This is a genomic window from Bradyrhizobium sp. USDA 3262 (genome assembly GCF_054060035.1).
In genome coordinates, this window is record NZ_JBSSCT010000001.1 from 2,223,008 (window position 1) to 2,238,495 (window position 15,488).

Consider the following 15,488-nt stretch of genomic DNA (forward strand, 5'->3'; position numbering starts at 1 on the left):
GCGCTTTTCTGGTCATCCGCCTCAGCCGAACCGCATCGACAGTTCGACGTCGTCGCCGAACGGTACGGACATGTAGCCGTTCGCCGGCGAGCGCACGCGCGCCAGATAGTCGGGGCTGTCGTCGGCGTTGTCGGCGACGACGAGGGCGCCCGGCTTCAGACGGCTCTCCACGAGATCGAGGATATCGGGATAGAGCGCCTTGGCGCCGTCGAGCAGCACGAGGTCGATCGTATCGGGCAGACCTGCGCGCAGCGTCTGGAGTGCATCGCCCTCGCGGATCTCGACAAGGTCATCGAGCCCGCCGGCGACGAGATTGTCCCGCGCACGCACCACCTTGGACGATTCGAACTCGCTGGTGATCAGGCGCCCGCCGCCATTGTCGCGCAGCGCGGCGGCAAGGTGCAGCGTCGAGATGCCGAATGACGTGCCGAACTCGACGATGTTCCGCGCACGGCTGCCGCGCGCCAGCATGTAGAGCAGCGCGCCGGTCTCGCGCGAGACCGCGAGCGGCACATTGCTCAGCCGGCCGTACAGCGCGCGGTAGTCGGTCTTGCTCCGCATCAGGCGCGCCTGTTCGGTGTCGGAAAGGTCGGCCACCGCGAGCCGGGTTTCCTCGACCGCAGCGGAGGCTTGCGCGAACAGGCGCTCGAGCAGGCCCACGAGCGTGGGTGAAATGAGGGTGGTCATGTCGGTCTCCGGTGTGAAAGCGGCGCGTCCTTGCGCCTCGCCAGAAATACGAATAATTATTCGCATTCGCTAATCGCATTCCCCAGGACGTCCATGACCGAACGGCGAAGCTCCTCAATTTCCTCGCGAAAACAGCCGCAACAGGCCCGCTCGACCGAGCTCGTCACGGCGATTCTCGATGCGGCTGTTCAGGTTTTGACGAAGCAGGGCGCGCAGCGCTTCACCACGGCGCGGGTGGCCGAGAAGGCCGGCGTCAGCGTCGGCTCGCTGTACCAGTATTTCCCGAACAAGGCCTCGATCCTGTTCCGGTTGCAGAGCGACGAGTGGCGGCAGACCACGCGCCTGCTGCGTGACATCCTCGAGGATGCCAAGCGGCCGCCATTGGATCGGCTGCGTTCGTTGGTGCACGCCTTCATCCGCTCCGAATGCGAGGAGGCCGCGGTGCGCGTCGCGCTGAGCGACGCCGCGCCGCTCTATCGCGATGCGCCCGAGGCGCGCGAAGCGCGGGCATCGGGCGAGCGCATCGTCGAGGCCTTCATGCGCGAGGCATTGCCGCAAGCGTCCGACGCGGTGCGCGCGATGGCCGGCGATCTGATCACGACGATGCTAAGCACGGTGGGCAAGGATTTTTCGCAGAGCCCGCGAACGCTCGCGGAGATCAAAGCCTATGCCGACGCAATGGCCGACATGTTCTGCGCGTATCTGAAGAGCCTCGGAAAGCGCTAAAGCGCTGTCCGTCGTTCACAGATAGTGCTTGGCGACCAACAGAAACCCGAGCACGCCGCCGGTCACGGCGAAAACCGTCACGCCGTTGCGGAAACTCACGTAAGCGGCCGACCAGTAAGAAACCGTCTGGGAGGGCGTCGCGACTTTTTTCGATTTCTGGGGCAAGCCAATTCGCTCCTGAAAAAAGGCGCCGCCATCTGGTCAACACAGATGACGGCGCCCGTCTGAGGGCTTCAGGGCGAAACCCCGCTTCAGCGTAAGCCGCGATCATGAACGGTTCGTATACCGCCGGATGTCGCAAGCTCGCATGTCAGCTGAAGCGTCGAGGTTCCCCAAGCATGATCCGGAAAAGTGCGCAGCGGTTTTCCCTCGCGACAAACGCGCAGCGTTTGCGCGGAGATCATGCTCAAACAAGAGGCTAAAGCGCGGTGACGATTCGATCCAATCTCATCGCGCCTTAGAACGAAGCGTAGGCATTTCGAAATGCGATGGCGCCAGCCAGCGAGCGCGGCCGCGTGCGCACGGCATGCCCGTCGTTACCGCTCTGCACGATCCACTGGCCGTTCTCCTGACCCACGATCTTGCCGACGTGGTGACGCCAAACCACGATGGTGCCGACCGAAGGGCCGCTGGCATTGCTGCCGTAGCGCGCCCAGGATCGGGCCAGATTGAATTGCGGACCGGGATCGCTGCCGACCTGGGTGCGCATGAACCAGCCGCACCACGCGGCCGGGCGACCGGAATGTGCATAGTGCCGGTGATGATGGTGACGGCCGCGGGCTTCGGCAGTTGAAGCGAACGCCAAAAGAACCGCCACAGCGGCTAGAAGTTTACGCATTACAAAGTCCTTCTTGCTGTTGGCAGACCATCCATGTTGTGGGGGGAAGCGCAGCGATGATCTGCGATTGGCTTGCGAAGCGACCGGATCGGTCAGGCGACGCAAAACGAAGGCGGGGCATGGCCCGCGCAGGCGTTTAAGAAACGGGCTATGGCCAAAATATGGCCGGTACGTCTCGTCCGGCGGCCGCGACGCTGCCGAAGACCTCAGGCGTGGTCCGCGCGATGGCGGGTAATTTGATCACCGCGGTTGGGGCTGTCCGGACGAGGACGCGTTGCCGAGCCTCAGGTCCGCCAAGGATAAGCCGCCGATCATGAACCAGTGAGAGAGCTTCTTGGGAGGCGCCAGTCCGTATTCGCTTTCGCGTGCTCAAGCTCCGCCGGACACGCTTCGCCCTTGCGGCCATCGCATGGCCGCGCCACGCGAAGCCCGCAAGGGCTAAGCGTGGTGCACCATTCAGAATACGATTGCGCACCTCTACCTAATTTAAATACCTATATAATTCTGGTGCGGACAAGGTCGAAACGTTCCGACCTAGCGCTTCGTCTTGTGAAGGACCAATTTGCCCTGTGAAGCGACATCACCCCACCTGGCGGACCAATTGACTTCCGAGGCGGAAGGTCGCCCGGTGCCTTTCTGATCCCAGGCTCCCTGCAGCGCAAATAGAGCGCCTTGGGGATCGGCACATCGCAAGATCCAGCAACCATCGGGCAACTCGATTGGACCTTGGAGGACCCGGCCCCCGCCAGCATCAACGCGCTTGGCAGCCGCGCCGATGTCGTCGACATTGAAGTAATAGAGCCAGCAGGGTTGCGATACGCTCGGAAGTTTGGTGAGCATTCCGCCGATCGTCTGGCCGGCCGCCGAGAACAATTCATACAGGTCGGCCGGCCCGGTTCCAGCGTGAGCCTTCTGCCAGCCAAAAAGCTCGCCGTAAAACGGGAAGATCTTGCTCCGGTCTTCAGCCAGCAACTCGTGCCAGCCCACGCGTCCAGGCTCGTCCAATCCGCTGGACTGCCGTTGGCCATATGTTAGCCCAGAAACCAGTGCAAACGTCGCTCCTTGCGGATCGGCGACCACCGAAATTCGGCCAATATTGCTGGCGGTCGGTGTTACCAGAATGGCGCCCCCACGACGGCGGATCTGCACGGCTTTCGCATCCACGTCATCGACGGCGATGTAGCCGACCCATCTCGGCCTCGCTCCCAATCGCAGCCCTTCTTCCGGGAGATGCATGAGTCCAACTGCCGGGGCGTCGCCTGCAGTAAGCAGCGTGTAGGCGAATTCCGGAGTCGACGCATCTTCCACCGCCCAGCCGATGACCTTGCCATAAAAAGCAGCTGCTGCCGGCATGTCCGTCGTCAGCAACTCATACCAAGCGAAGCGTCCGAGTTGATCGACCAAGCTAATTTCCCCGTTCAAGCGGGCCGACGATTGCGCACTGCATCAAATTGCACCCGTTGCAATCCGCTCCACGGGCGCGGATTCTCGATTTAATCGACCAAATTGCGCGATATCGTTCATGAAGATGAATGCAATCAGAACGAGCTCTATTACATTTTGTGTATACCGTAATTCTTGTCTGCCTCGTTCGCTCGGCGTAAGATCGTCCTTCGGAAGTCCTTTCTTCCAAACTGGGAGGATGCGGCCATGCAGCGAGCGAAGCAAGCTTCGAGAAAGAAGCGAACGACCAACGCCGCGGTACCGGCGCTGGGATTAGCGGGTCTGACTTTTTCGCTCGCGGGCAGCGCATATGCCTCCGCCGTGCCCTCCGGCGACGTTCAACACAAGCCGAACTTCGCGCCGGGCCATATGACGACGCTCAGTGAGGAAGAACTCGCCGACGTCAGTCTCGCCACCTTCCACCTCAATCTCATCGACGATGAAAGCGTCGGAGGCCGCGTGCTGCTCGCGCGGGGATGCGGTGGTTGCCGTGGCTGCGGAGGCGCCAGAGCTTGCGGAGGCTGCAGGGGTTGCGGAGGATGCAGGGCCTGCAGAGGCTGCCGCTGCGGTGTCGGTTGCGGTGGATGTGGCGGCTGCGGCGTTGGTTGGATCGGCGTAGGCGTGCCATTGGTCTCATGCGCAGGCTGCTGTGCATCCTGGGGCCGCTGCCGCTGGTGCTAGCGCTCACTGACTGGGCGTCGACACGTCGCGATTTTATTGGCCGGGCGCCCGAACGACCCGGCCAAATTTTTGCTTCGTTATCCATTCGCCGCGCCTGGCTGATCAGCTTGCCGATGGTGGGCGAGTGTGATCCAAATTGCTCGCAGAATGCCGGTGGCCGAACGCGGCGCACAAGTCGCGCGATGCCAATGGTCGGCCGCGCGCCGGCGATCGGAAGTGACAGCAACAGGATCAGCGTGCCGCCCCGATGACAGTCAATGGCAAGAGCCGCACCGCGAGGCAGAGCCGCAAGGGCATTTTGCGATTCGCGCCGAACTTCACCGCTTATGTGATTCCTCCCGATGTGGTCTGCCTCTACTCCGAGAACCGCAAATTCTTCCTGCACGGTGATCTCTATTGTGCGGTGGCCGCGGCGATCGGCAAAAATGGTAAGGCTGCACCAGAGATCGTTCGCCAGCTCTCAAAGAGTTTTCCCGCCGACAAGATCGAGGAAGCGATCAGGCGGCTGCTAGAGCGCCGATATGTCGTAAGCGGAGCGCCGCACGCGTTCGCAGGCGCCGTCGATGGATATTGGGCGAGTCTCGGCCTCCCCCCCGAGGTCGCAGAACAGAATCTCCGCGATTGCCCCGTGCGGGTCGAAGCGATCGATGTCAAAGGCGCCAACGAACTTGCCGCGGCCTTGAGCAAGCTCGGTGTTCGGATCACCAAGCGGTCGCCCAAGCTCACGATCACACTGGCGAACGACTATCTTGACCGGCGGCTCGTCGAATTGAACGGAAAGCGCTTTGGCGATGGGACGCCCTGGCTGCTGGCGCAGCCGTCCGGCGTGTTTCCGCTGGTGGGACCCGTGTTCAAGCCGGGCGAGAGCGCCTGCTGGACTTGCCTGTTCGATCGCATGATACGCAATCGGGAGATCAAGGGATTTCTCGATCGCAGAGCGGCGCAGGTGGTCGCCGTATCGCCCCTGGTCGGCGACGCCGTCGGACAGATCGGCATCCACTTCGCTGCTGTTGAAATCGCAAAAGCGATTGCCTCGGGATTTCGTACCGATCTGCGCGATCACATCGCAAGCTTCGACCTGACCGGTGCCGTCATTGCCAAGCATTACGTCGCGCGACGCCCGCAGTGTCCTACCTGTGGCAGCAGGAAGCTGCAGAGTCCGCGCCGGGCGGCAGCGCCGATCGAGATCGCGGAGGGCGGTAAGCTCGTCATGACCAGCGGCGGTTACCGCGCCGTGACGTCGCGAGCCACCGTAGCACGGTTCCGCAAGCACGTCAGTCCGCTGACCGGCGTCGTCTCACGGCTCGAGCGGATCGAGGCCGATCTGCCGATGAACACGAATTTTTTCGCCTACCACAATTTCTCGGCGCCGGCCTGGAACGTCGACCAACTCAGATCCGGATTAAGCGGCGGCAGCTTCGGCAAGGGCTCCACAGCCGAGCAGGGCGAGGCAAGCGCGTTGATGGAGGCGATCGAGCGCTATTCGGGTATTTTCCAGGGGGACGAGATCAGGACGAAGCGCCGCTTTGTCGATTTCGCTCCTGGCGACGCTCTTCTTCCCAACGAAGTACAGCTTTTCAGCGACGCGCAGTTTCAAAGCAGACATACCTCGCAGCCGGACGATTCACATCTGGTGCCTGAGCCGCTCGATCCCTCGACCAAGACGGAGTGGTCGCCGGTCTGGTCGTTACGCGACAAGCGATTCAAACATCTTCCAACGGGCCTCTTGTACTTCTTCTATGGCGGCTTCCACACCGATTCCAACGGATGCGCGGCCGGCAACACCCGGGAGGAAGCCATCGTTCAAGGCTTCCTCGAACTGGTCGAACGCGACGCCTACGCGATCTGGTGGTACAACCGGCTGCAACGTGCAGAAGTCGACCTCGCGCAATTCGAAGATCCCTATGTGCGGGATCTGCAAGCCCAGCTTGCCGATGCGGGGCGCAGGCTTTGGGTGCTCGACATCACCAGCGATCTCGGCATTCCCTCTTACGTGGCGATCATCCATTGGACGCAGAACGGGCACGAAAATATCGAATTCGGTTCCGGCTCGCATTTCGATCGCCGCATAGCCCTGCTGCGTTCCCTCACCGAGCTGACCCAGTTCATGTCGATTGGCATGATGGGCGGCGGAAGTGGCGAGAAGCCGACGCTGGACGGTGTCACGCCGCTGCGACTGGACGATTATCCGTTCCTGATCCCCAGCGACAATCCGATCGTGCCGTCGGCGCCGAGCCTCAAGGTTCACGACAACGCGCGCGACCAGGTCAATGCCTGCATCGAGATTGCCACCGGCGCGGGATTTGATTTCCTCGTGCTCGACCAGACGCGGCCCGATGTCCAGGTGCCCGTCGTCAGAGTGCTCGTTCCGGGGTTGCGACATTTCTATCGCCGCTTCGCGCCCGGCCGACTTTACGATGTTCCGATGAAGCTCGGATTGCTGAATCGTCCGCGACTGGAAAGCGAGCTCACGCCATTCCTTCCACACACCTGAAGGCTGGCCCGTTGCGCAACTTCCGGAAAACGAAGCTCAGGAAGATCGCACCCGTCATCGCCGCCCGATTGAACGGTCGTTGCTCCCTTCACATGCAGGCGGACGGAAGCATCGCTGCAGGCTTGGGCGGCTACTCGATCAATCTGGGACAATTCAGTGCGGCAGCGGTCGACCGTGCGGGACATCTCACCAGCGGCCTGCCGCTCGCCTCCTTTGCGGGCAAAGGCGTCCTCGCGAGGCAGGTTCATGCCCTCGTGCGGCGACTGGCAGGGCATGGATTTCTCGAATACCGCTTATACTCTCCGCGTGACGAGCAAGACCTCGTGGTCATCGAGCCGCAGGTCGCCGAATACTGGCCACAACGCGCAAAGCTGGGGAACGGTGATACCATTGTGTTGTCGCGCTTCGCCTATCTGCGCCGGCGCGGCAGCGAGATGGTGTTGGAATCGCCGCGCGCCGGCGCGCTGTTTCGGATTTTCGATCCCGCCATCGCTGCCACCCTCGCTGCCCTGTCGCGGCCTCAGAAGATCAGCAACCTTCGCCGCCATGCGGCCTCCGCGAACCTCGATCTGCTCGGATTGCTGATCGACAGCAAGATGCTGATCAAGCTCAATGCGAAAGACGGCGACGGCCTTCGGGTGAATGAAGGCGACGGCAATCTCGTTCTCTGGGACTTCCACGATCTCGTGTTTCATACGAGGAGCACGGAGGGCCGGCACACCAATCCAGTTGGCGGCGCGTTCACCCATGCGGGCGTCGTTCCACCCCTACCCGCGGTGCGTCCGCCTTGGCCCGGCAAGAAGATCGACCTCGGCAAATTCTCCACGTCGGGGTCGGTCTCGCACTTCGCGAAGCTGTTGCGCGAACGCCATTCAATACGAGATTTCGACGACCAGCATCCGGTCACGCTCGCCGAGCTCGCGCAGTTTCTCGACACGACAGCCCGCGTGCTGTCGGAATGGAAGATCGGCGCAGATTTTGACGGCGATCCCGAGGTCACCTACAGCGCAAGACCCTATCCGTCGGCAGGCGGCGCGTACGAGCTGGAACTATACTTGGCGGTCTTGAACTGCGGGGGGCTTGCACGTGGACTTTACCACTATGACGCGGGCAGCCACGCGCTTGTCGCGATCGACACCTCCGCCCAACAACTCCAAGCGCTTTCTACGGCGGCCGAGTTTGCCATGGACACATCCGGTCCACCGCAGGTCCTGATCACGATCGCCGCGCGCTTTGGGCGGATCTCCTGGAAATACAGCTCAATCGCATATTCGCTGATCTTGAAGGACGTCGGCAACCTGATCCAGACGTTTTATCTGACGGCGACCGACATGGGCCTCGGTGGCTGCGCAATCGGCACCTGCAACATCGATCTGTTTGCAAAAATGACGGGGCTTGAATTCCACGTGGAGGGCCCGGTCGGTCAATTCGCGCTCGGGCGCGGCAGGAAACCGGCCCCCCTCTAGCCGGAGGAAGGTCTTTCGAATGTTTACGGCCTGGATCGCACGCGAATGGCGCCCAGGGGCGGGATTCGGCTTCGCCCTTCGGGCTACGCCGGGACGAGCCTTCGTGCGGATGGCTTGTCGGCTACGGCTGCGCTGAATGGTGCCCCTGGCCGGAATCGAACCAGCACTCCTTGCGGAACTCGATTTTGAGTCGAGCGCGTCTACCAGTTCCGCCACAGGGGCATTCGCAATGGTCCCGGCCGGGAAGGCCGGGGTCGCGAAGCGCGGCGGACTATAGCGGGCGGCCCGTCACGGTCAACCCGCGCGGACCGGATGTCCCGCGCCCCGGCAGCGGAATTTCCGGGGGGTGTGATCCCAGGGACGACGCAACGCCGTCGCCGTCCGTATGGCGGTCACAGAAGAGTTTGCCCGGCGGCGGCCGCCTGCCACCGTGCCTATGCCGGCCGCGGCTGCGGCAACCTACTCCGGGACGGAGGCGCGAGCGTAACGGTATTGTCCGGTTCGTCGATCTCGATGACGCACACGAACGCAGGCTGCTCAATCCGAGTCTTTTCTTTTCCGATGAGTTGCAAGCGGCGATGACCCAGTGGCGCCTGCGCGTTCCCACGCATCATCGACTGAATGCGATCTGACCGCGGCGGACGGCGGCCGTCACGGTCAACCCGCGCGGATGTGATTGTCCCGCGCCTCGACAGCGGTATTTTCACGCGATACGACCGCAATCGACGACCTTGGAGCAGGGCCAATGACCCTCCCGAACGATGCCCGCAGGAGGACCGACGTGACGATTGCCACCGCCCATCCGTCGCATGCTTCCGCCGCCGGCAATCCGGCGCTGACCTCGGCCTTGGCGATTGCCGCCATCGCGGCGGCGACGCTGGCCGGTGCCTGGTTCTTCCAGCTCGTGCTGGAGATCATGCCCTGTCCGCTCTGCCTCGAGCAGCGCTATGCCTATTACCTCGCGGTGCCGCTCGGCGCCCTCGTCGCGGTCGCGGCCGCCCGCGGCGCGCCGCGTCCGGTGCTGCTCGCGGGCCTTGCAATCCTCGGCCTCGCCGCGCTCGCCAATGCCGGGCTCGGCACCTATCACGCCGGCGTCGAATGGGGGTTCTGGCCGGGGCCGACCGATTGCACGGGCCCGATGGTGGATTTCGGCAAGGCCGGCTCGCTGCTGGACCAGCTCGACAAGGTGAAGGTGGTCCGCTGCGACGAGGTACAGTGGCGCTTCCTCGGCATCTCGCTGGCCGGTTACAACGTGCTGATCTCGCTCGTGATGGCCGCGATCGCCGGTTGGGGCGTGATGCGAGCCGCGCGGGCATAAGCCCGTAGGGTGGGTAGAGCGAAGCGAAACCCACCATCCTTGCTGCGGAACGAAGCCGATGGGTTTCGCTGCGCTCTACCCATCCTACGCTTCCACGGATAAAGCCCGCCCGTCTCTCGATCCGTCATGCTGAGGAGGCTGCGAAGCAGCCGTCTCGAAGCATGGACGGGCACCGGCCGGGCCGTTCATCCTTCGAGACGCGCGGAGCCTGTCATCGGGCCGCGCTTCGCGCGGACCCGGTGGTGCTCCTCAGGATGACGGGACAAAGAGGCCCTAATCATCGACGTCGTCCTGCGGGCGGCCGAACAGATGGATGATGCCCGGCGTCGAGATGGTGACGAACAGGAAGCGCGACAGATGATGCGCGCCGACGAAGATCGGGTCGATGTGCAGCGTCAGCGCCAGCGCCAGCATCGCGTCCATCGCGCCCGGCGCGAAGGCGACCACGACGTCGGCGAGCCGTACATGGGTGGTGAAGCCGATCACCGCGACGAACACCGCCGAGATCAGGATGGCAATCGCAAACGAGCCGAGCCCGGCATTGACATGACTGAGCAGGGTCGAGGTTTTCATCCGCGCGAAGCGGGTGCCGATGATGGCGCCGATGCCGACCAGCGCGATGTTGCGCAGCCAGGGCGGCAGGCCGCCATCGACCAGCCCGGATCCGTGCAGCAGGCTGGAGGCGAGCATCGCGCCGAACATCCAGCTGGCGGGGAATTTGATCCAGCGCAGCAGCAGCGAGACTCCGATCGATAAGCCTACCAGCGCGACGAGGCCGAACGGCGAGGCGACCGAGGTCGGCAACGGCGGCGGCGCGGCATGCGTCACGCCGGTCAGCGCCAGCACCAGCGGCAGCGCCGCGGTCAAAATGATCACGCGCATGGTCTGCACCACCGCGATCGCCGCGACGTCGGCGCCCTTTTCCGCGGCGAGGATCGTGATCTGCGACAGCGCGCCCGGGCTGCCGGCAAGGAAAGCCGAGGTCTGGTCCCAGCCATGGACGCGTTGCAGATAGAGGCTCGAGCCGAAGGTCGAGCAGAACGTCGCCAGCGCCAGCAGGCCGATGGTGAGCGGATAGGAGCTCATGTGCTGCAGCAATTGCTGCGACATCAGCGAGCCCAGGGAGATGCCGAGCAGCAGCAGCACCGATTGCGTCAACACCGCCGGCACCGCGAGCGGCCGGCCGGCCAAGGCGGCGATCGCGACCGCGACCATCGCCCCCGAGATCAGGCCGCCCGGCAATTCTGCCCACAGAAACAGCAAGCCGCCGACGGTGCCGATGACGAGGGTCTCGAGCCCGTTCAGGACTTTGCTGCGGTCGGGAATGGCCGTTGCCATCGAAGCGCGGATCAGGGTCACGCCGCCTTATGGCAAATTCGCGTGAACGCGACAAATGCATCTCGCGATTGCAGCATTGCGCCCCGGCTCGCGTGGCGCACAGATTTTCACCCTTCGAAACAAGCTGGGGATGGCGATCAGTATCGCCACAAACTCGTCATGACCGGGTCAAAGCGCGAAGCGCGTCTTCGCGCAGGTCTCCTGGCCATCGACGTCATTCCCACGCGCAAGCCAAGACGTAGATGCCCGGCACAAGGCCGGGCATGACGGGTTCGCCGAGGGATCGAGCGCATGTGCGATTGCCCTCCCCGATGGGGAGAGCGAACCGCTTCAAATCTGTCCGGGAGTTACTTCGTCGCCGCGGGCGCGGCAGCGGCGCCGCCCGACTTCTCCTTCTTGCACTCGGAGCGGAATTTCTTGCGCTCCTTGCCGTGCAGCCCCTTGGCGTCGGCTTCCTTCGAGCATTCCAGCGACTCCGCAGTGCGCGGCTTCTTCTCGGCCGGCGCCTTGGTCTCGGCCTTCGGAGCGGCGTCCTTGGCGGCGGGCGCGGCCGTTTGCGCGAAAGCTCCGCCCATCAGCAGCAGGGAGGCAAGGGCGGTTGCGGACGCGAGCGTGGAAATCGTCTTCATGGGGCACCTCGTGAGGGAAAGAGGTCCGAAACGTCGCGCGACGATGCTGAACCGTGGATGAACATGCAGCGGTCCCGCCGCCACAATATTTTAACGCGCAGGCGCGCTGGCGCGTTGTCGCAAGTCGGGGTTGCGCTAGGATAATGGTCTTACGCCAATGCCCCCCACGGGAAACCAACGGGAAACCAGGGATGACGGGAGACCAGGGATGACCATTCAAACCAGATTGTTGTGCGTGATTGCGGTGTCGGGCTTTGCAGCCTTTGCGGCGAGCGCGCCGGCGCAGGCCCTGACCGCGCAGGAATGCAGCGCCAAGTACCAGGCGGCCAAGTCGGCCGGCACCCTCGGCGGCCAGAAGTGGAATGATTTCCGCAAGGCCCAGTGCGGCGCCGACGCGACCCCGGCCGCGGCGCCCGCCGCTCCGCCGCCGGCAGCCGCCGCGCCCGCTCCGGCCGCGCCGAAGGAAGCCAAGCAGGCGCCCGCCGCGGCACCGGCGGCGCCGTCAGGACCCGCCGTGTTTCCGAACGCCATCGATCCCAAATACGCCAAGGAGTCCGAAGGCAAGGGACGCATGCACACCTGCGTCGACCAGTACAACGCCAACAAGGCCACCGGCGGCAATGGCGGCCTGAAGTGGATCCAGAAGGGCGGCGGCTATTACAGCGAATGCAACAAGCGCCTGAAGGGCGCCTGAGTCGTTGCCCGTACGGATGTTCGACGAGAGCGGCCGGCGCGAGCCGGCCGCTTTTCTATGGCGGCTCGCTCTGGAGCTATTGGCTGTCCGTGAGCAGCTTGTCCGCTGACTGCGCCAGCAATTGCGCGCGCTTGCGCGGGCCGCGCTCGAGGAACAGCAGGCTCTGGCCGAAGATGAAGCAGTAGAACAGGAAGGCCTGCGCATCGGCCTCTTCTGTCGGCTGCCCGGTGGCGCGATAGAGCTGGGCGACATTCTTCAGCCGCGCGGCATCGACGCTCGCGGCGGCGGCGGCCGCGGCCTCATCGGTGCGCGCCCATTGCCGGATCGCGAGCTCCACCGCCATCGCCTCGGTGTTCATGCGCTCCGAATACAGTGTGATGATCGCCTTCAGCCGCTCGCGCGCGCTGGCGCCGTCGAGCGCGGTGTGCTTCTCGATCGATGCGATGCGGCCGTCGCGCCAGCGCGTCAGCATGGCCTCGAGCAGCGCGGCGCGATCCCTGAAGCGGCGGTAGAAGCCGCCCTTGGTGACGCCGAGATTCTTCGCCAGCACCTCGACCCGCACCCCGTCGACGCCGCTATGCGCGAGTTCGGCAAAGCCCGCCGCGACCCAGACGTCGCCCTTGCTTTCAGTCATGTGATCTCCGCGTACCCCAATGCGCGATTGGATCATCACGCACTAATCGTTTGTTCGAGCATGGTCTTTTCGGAAAACCGCTCACACTTTTCCGGACCATGCTTTGATACGGTACCGTATTGCTAGCCCGCTTCGTCCTTGATACGCTACCGTATCAAAGATCGAAGGAGGATCCGATGGAGGGCGAGGCGACCTATCGCGGCACGGTCTATCCCTGGCATTGCGACCATATCGGCCACATGAACGTCATGTGGTATGTCGGCAAGTTCGACGAGGCGAGCTGGAACATGTTCGCGCGGCTCGGCCTGACCCCGAGCTACCTGCGCGAGTCCGGCCGCGGCATGGCCGCCGTGCAGCAGAACATCTCCTACAAGCGCGAGCTGCTCGCCGGCGACCTCGTCGAGGTCAAGAGCCGGCTGGTCGAGTTCCGCGACAAGTCGATCCGTATCCTGCACGAGATGCGCAACGCGGAGACCGGCGAAATCGCCGCGACCTGCGAGATCGCGGCCGTGCATATCGACCGCGCCGCGCGCAAGGCGGCGCCGTTTGCGCCGGCGATCCGCTACGCCGCGATGCCGCATCTCGTGCCGTCAGAGCCCGTGAGTGCGTGACCCGCCATGCCCCGCTTCGAGCCGAAGAATCCCAACTATCGCGCGGTCGCGACCGATACGTTCGCGCGCCAGCGCGCGATGCAGACGCTTGGTATCTCGATTGCGCGCATGGAGCCCGGTGAGGTCGATCTCGCGATGCCCTACGCGCCGGAGTTCTGCCAGCAGAACGGCTTCGTGCATGCCGGCATCATCACCGCGGGCCTCGACAATGCCTGCGGCATCGCCGCCTTCACGCTGATGCCCGAAGGCTCCGACATCCTCACCGTGGAGTTCAAGACCAATCTGCTGGCGCCGGCCCGCGGCGAGCGGTTCGTGTTCCGCGGCGTCGTGGTCAAGCCCGGCCGCACGCTGACGGTCTGCGACGGCCGCGCCTACGCGATCCAGGACGGCGTCGAGACGCTGGTCGCAACCATGAGCGGCACGCTTATGGCGCTGGCGCGGCGAGAGCCGCGTGTGGTCGCGGCGGAAGGCTAATCCCGTCATGCTGAGGAGCCGCGTAGCGGCGTCTCGAAGCATGCACGGCCCGGCTAGTGGCCGTCCATCCTTCGAGGCTCGCTCCGCTCGCACCTCAGGATGACGGGACTGAAAGCAGCGGCGCCCAATATCTGCGCATCCTCTCGGGCCCGCTGCATTGACAACCCACCATCGCGGCGACCTGATAGGCGGATGCGTCGCGTGAGCTTCCTGTCATGATCGCTAGCCTCAGCCTGATCCTGCTCTGCCAGCTGGTCGGCGAGGTCGCCGTGCGCGCGCTGGCGGTGCCGGTGCCGGGCCCGGTGGTCGGCCTCGTGCTGCTGCTGTTGCTGCTGCTGGCGCGCGACCGCTTTCCGGCGCTGGCGCGCGGGCCGCTCGGCGATGACGGCGTCGAGAGCGCGAGCCGCGGCATGCTCGCCAATCTCTCGCTGCTGTTCATTCCGGCCGGCGTCGGCGTGGTGCAGAAGCTCGATCTGCTCGCCGAGCACGGCATCGCGGTCCTGGTGATCCTCGCGGTTTCGGTCATCGTCACCCTGCTGGCGACGGTTGCGACCTTCGTTGCGGCGAGCAGTTTGTTTTCACGCGAGGAGGAGCGGCCGTGAGCGACAATCCCTTTTCGCTCTGGGTCTATCTCTCGCAGTCGCCGCTGCTCTGGCTGACGGTGACGCTGTTGACCTATGCGGTGGCCGACGCGGTGTCGCTGAAGACGAGGCGGCACCCGCTCGCCAATCCCGTGCTGCATTCGGTGTGGATCATCGGCGTGTTCCTGCTGCTGACCGGGACCTCCTACACCGCCTATTTTGCCGGCGCGCAGTTCGTGCACTTCCTGCTCGGGCCGGCGACGGTGGCGCTCGCGGTGCCGCTCTACGAGAACCGCCGGCGGGTCGCGGCGGCGATCCTGCCGATGCTGGTTGCGCTCGCGATCGGCTCGCTGACGGCGATCGTCTCGGTGGTGCTGCTGGCGCAGGCGTTCGGCCTGCCGCGCGACGTCATCCTGTCGCTGGCGCCGAAATCGGTCACCGCCGGCGTTGCGATGGGCATTAGCGAATCCCTGCATGCCGATCCCTCGCTGACCGCGGTGTCGGTGATCCTCACCGGCATCATGGGAGCGATCATCGTCACGCCCCTGATGAACTTCACCGGCATCACCGACTTTCGCGCCCGCGGCTTTGCGGCGGGCATCGCCGCCCATGGCATCGGCACCGCGCGCGCCTTCCAGGTCGACGAGGTCGCCGGCGTCTTTGCCGGGATCGCGATGAGCCTGAATGCGCTGGTCACCTCGCTGCTGGTGCCGCTGGCCGTGACATATCTGCTGCGCTGAGCATGATCCGGAAAAGTGGGAACCGGTTTTCCGAAACGATCATGCTGATATAGAGAGTCCGGCTGCAGGGCAGTTTTGTGCTATTTGTATGGCGTTGAGCAGCAAATCCTTCTAGGGTCGCCGCCTCAAACGCG

At 64.2% G+C, this 15,488-nt stretch carries 16 protein-coding genes and 1 tRNA gene; 9 read left to right on the forward strand and 8 right to left on the reverse strand.

Annotation, left to right across the window (positions count from 1 at the left end):
- Positions 1 to 21 precede the first annotated feature (21 nt).
- Complete coding sequence (locus ACVWYP_RS10275; RefSeq protein ID WP_304498541.1) at positions 22 to 687, reverse strand: O-methyltransferase; 666 nt, start codon at positions 685 to 687, stop codon at positions 22 to 24.
- Between the two features lie 93 nt (positions 688 to 780).
- Between ACVWYP_RS10275 and ACVWYP_RS10280 the strand changes: the two genes are divergently transcribed.
- A complete protein-coding gene (locus ACVWYP_RS10280; RefSeq protein ID WP_304498542.1) occupies positions 781 to 1,413 on the forward strand; it encodes a TetR family transcriptional regulator in 633 nt (210 codons plus the stop codon).
- A gap of 15 nt (positions 1,414 to 1,428) precedes the next feature.
- Here the strand turns inward: ACVWYP_RS10280 and ACVWYP_RS10285 are convergent, their stop codons facing one another.
- From ACVWYP_RS10285 to ACVWYP_RS10295, 3 genes are all read right to left on the reverse strand, one after another.
- Positions 1,429 to 1,578 carry a hypothetical protein gene (locus ACVWYP_RS10285; protein ID WP_155258637.1) on the reverse strand — a complete coding sequence of 50 codons (150 nt, stop codon included), beginning with the start codon at positions 1,576 to 1,578 and terminating at the stop codon, positions 1,429 to 1,431.
- Between the two features lie 292 nt (positions 1,579 to 1,870).
- Entirely contained in the window at positions 1,871 to 2,251 is a 381-nt protein-coding gene (locus ACVWYP_RS10290) for a C40 family peptidase (protein WP_304498543.1), read from the reverse strand.
- A 534-nt stretch (positions 2,252 to 2,785) separates the two neighbouring features.
- A complete protein-coding gene (locus tag ACVWYP_RS10295; RefSeq protein ID WP_369525555.1) occupies positions 2,786 to 3,655 on the reverse strand; it encodes a VOC family protein in 870 nt (289 codons plus the stop codon).
- Between the two features lie 967 nt (positions 3,656 to 4,622).
- Between ACVWYP_RS10295 and ACVWYP_RS10300 the strand changes: the two genes are divergently transcribed.
- Together ACVWYP_RS10300 and ACVWYP_RS10305 are read left to right on the forward strand one after the other, a co-directional pair.
- Positions 4,623 to 6,869, forward strand: a complete 2,247-nt coding sequence (locus ACVWYP_RS10300) for a TOMM precursor leader peptide-binding protein (protein ID WP_304498545.1) — start codon at positions 4,623 to 4,625, stop codon at positions 6,867 to 6,869.
- Positions 6,870 to 6,961: 92 nt separating this feature from the next.
- Positions 6,962 to 8,335, forward strand: a complete 1,374-nt coding sequence (locus ACVWYP_RS10305) for a SagB/ThcOx family dehydrogenase (protein WP_304500215.1) — start codon at positions 6,962 to 6,964, stop codon at positions 8,333 to 8,335.
- Positions 8,336 to 8,472: 137 nt separating this feature from the next.
- Here ACVWYP_RS10305 and ACVWYP_RS10310 read toward each other — a convergent pair.
- Positions 8,473 to 8,557 (reverse strand) — tRNA-Leu (locus ACVWYP_RS10310).
- A 523-nt stretch (positions 8,558 to 9,080) separates the two neighbouring features.
- Here ACVWYP_RS10310 and ACVWYP_RS10315 point away from each other — a divergent pair.
- A complete protein-coding gene (locus tag ACVWYP_RS10315; protein WP_304498546.1) occupies positions 9,081 to 9,653 on the forward strand; it encodes a disulfide bond formation protein B in 573 nt (190 codons plus the stop codon).
- A gap of 273 nt (positions 9,654 to 9,926) precedes the next feature.
- On the opposite strand, the gene ACVWYP_RS10320 is transcribed toward ACVWYP_RS10315, so the two are convergent.
- Together ACVWYP_RS10320 and ACVWYP_RS10325 are read right to left on the reverse strand one after the other, a co-directional pair.
- The gene (locus ACVWYP_RS10320; RefSeq protein WP_085970728.1) at positions 9,927 to 11,012 is read right to left on the reverse strand and encodes an AbrB family transcriptional regulator; all 1,086 of its coding nucleotides are present in this window, start codon (positions 11,010 to 11,012) and stop codon (positions 9,927 to 9,929) included.
- A gap of 326 nt (positions 11,013 to 11,338) precedes the next feature.
- A complete protein-coding gene (locus ACVWYP_RS10325; RefSeq protein ID WP_168857374.1) occupies positions 11,339 to 11,620 on the reverse strand; it encodes a PsiF family protein in 282 nt (93 codons plus the stop codon).
- Between the two features lie 208 nt (positions 11,621 to 11,828).
- On the opposite strand from ACVWYP_RS10325, the gene ACVWYP_RS10330 reads away from it, so the two are divergent.
- On the forward strand, positions 11,829 to 12,314 hold the full coding sequence (locus ACVWYP_RS10330) for a hypothetical protein (RefSeq protein WP_018269666.1): 486 nt from the start codon (positions 11,829 to 11,831) through the stop codon (positions 12,312 to 12,314).
- A gap of 76 nt (positions 12,315 to 12,390) precedes the next feature.
- Here ACVWYP_RS10330 and ACVWYP_RS10335 read toward each other — a convergent pair whose 3' ends face one another.
- A complete protein-coding gene (locus ACVWYP_RS10335; protein ID WP_304498547.1) occupies positions 12,391 to 12,948 on the reverse strand; it encodes a TetR/AcrR family transcriptional regulator in 558 nt (185 codons plus the stop codon).
- Positions 12,949 to 13,124: 176 nt separating this feature from the next.
- Here ACVWYP_RS10335 and ACVWYP_RS10340 point away from each other — a divergent pair, with 176 nt between their 5' ends.
- The 4 genes from ACVWYP_RS10340 to ACVWYP_RS10355 all read left to right on the forward strand — a co-directional run bounded on the left by ACVWYP_RS10340 (position 13,125) and on the right by ACVWYP_RS10355 (position 15,354).
- Complete coding sequence (locus tag ACVWYP_RS10340) at positions 13,125 to 13,559, forward strand: acyl-CoA thioesterase (RefSeq protein ID WP_018269668.1); 435 nt, start codon at positions 13,125 to 13,127, stop codon at positions 13,557 to 13,559.
- A gap of 6 nt (positions 13,560 to 13,565) precedes the next feature.
- Positions 13,566 to 14,033 (forward strand): PaaI family thioesterase, encoded by a 468-nt coding sequence (locus ACVWYP_RS10345; RefSeq protein WP_304498548.1) that lies wholly within the window; start codon positions 13,566 to 13,568, stop codon positions 14,031 to 14,033.
- A 215-nt stretch (positions 14,034 to 14,248) separates the two neighbouring features.
- Positions 14,249 to 14,635 carry a CidA/LrgA family protein gene (locus ACVWYP_RS10350; protein WP_137476834.1) on the forward strand — a complete coding sequence of 129 codons (387 nt, stop codon included), beginning with the start codon at positions 14,249 to 14,251 and terminating at the stop codon, positions 14,633 to 14,635.
- Positions 14,632 to 15,354 (forward strand): LrgB family protein, encoded by a 723-nt coding sequence (locus tag ACVWYP_RS10355; protein ID WP_304498549.1) that lies wholly within the window; start codon positions 14,632 to 14,634, stop codon positions 15,352 to 15,354. The genes ACVWYP_RS10350 and ACVWYP_RS10355 overlap by 4 nt, the downstream gene beginning before the upstream one ends.
- The last annotated feature ends 134 nt before the right edge of the window (positions 15,355 to 15,488 follow it).

What these genes read in the sequence shown, in the direction of transcription:
- ACVWYP_RS10275 (WP_304498541.1), bottom strand. Translation starts at nt 687, where the DNA reads ATGACCACCCTCATTTCACCCACGCTCGTGGGCCTGCTCGAGCGCCTG.
- ACVWYP_RS10280 (WP_304498542.1), top strand. Translation starts at nt 781, where the DNA reads ATGACCGAACGGCGAAGCTCCTCAATTTCCTCGCGAAAACAGCCGCAA.
- ACVWYP_RS10290 (WP_304498543.1), bottom strand. Translation starts at nt 2,251, where the DNA reads ATGCGTAAACTTCTAGCCGCTGTGGCGGTTCTTTTGGCGTTCGCTTCA.
- ACVWYP_RS10300 (WP_304498545.1), top strand. Translation starts at nt 4,623, where the DNA reads ATGACAGTCAATGGCAAGAGCCGCACCGCGAGGCAGAGCCGCAAGGGC.
- ACVWYP_RS10305 (WP_304500215.1), top strand. Translation starts at nt 6,962, where the DNA reads ATGCAGGCGGACGGAAGCATCGCTGCAGGCTTGGGCGGCTACTCGATC.
- ACVWYP_RS10315 (WP_304498546.1), top strand. Translation starts at nt 9,081, where the DNA reads ATGACCCTCCCGAACGATGCCCGCAGGAGGACCGACGTGACGATTGCC.
- ACVWYP_RS10325 (WP_168857374.1), bottom strand. Translation starts at nt 11,620, where the DNA reads ATGAAGACGATTTCCACGCTCGCGTCCGCAACCGCCCTTGCCTCCCTG.
- ACVWYP_RS10330 (WP_018269666.1), top strand. Translation starts at nt 11,829, where the DNA reads ATGACCATTCAAACCAGATTGTTGTGCGTGATTGCGGTGTCGGGCTTT.
- ACVWYP_RS10335 (WP_304498547.1), bottom strand. Translation starts at nt 12,948, where the DNA reads ATGACTGAAAGCAAGGGCGACGTCTGGGTCGCGGCGGGCTTTGCCGAA.
- ACVWYP_RS10340 (WP_018269668.1), top strand. Translation starts at nt 13,125, where the DNA reads ATGGAGGGCGAGGCGACCTATCGCGGCACGGTCTATCCCTGGCATTGC.
- ACVWYP_RS10345 (WP_304498548.1), top strand. Translation starts at nt 13,566, where the DNA reads ATGCCCCGCTTCGAGCCGAAGAATCCCAACTATCGCGCGGTCGCGACC.
- ACVWYP_RS10350 (WP_137476834.1), top strand. Translation starts at nt 14,249, where the DNA reads ATGATCGCTAGCCTCAGCCTGATCCTGCTCTGCCAGCTGGTCGGCGAG.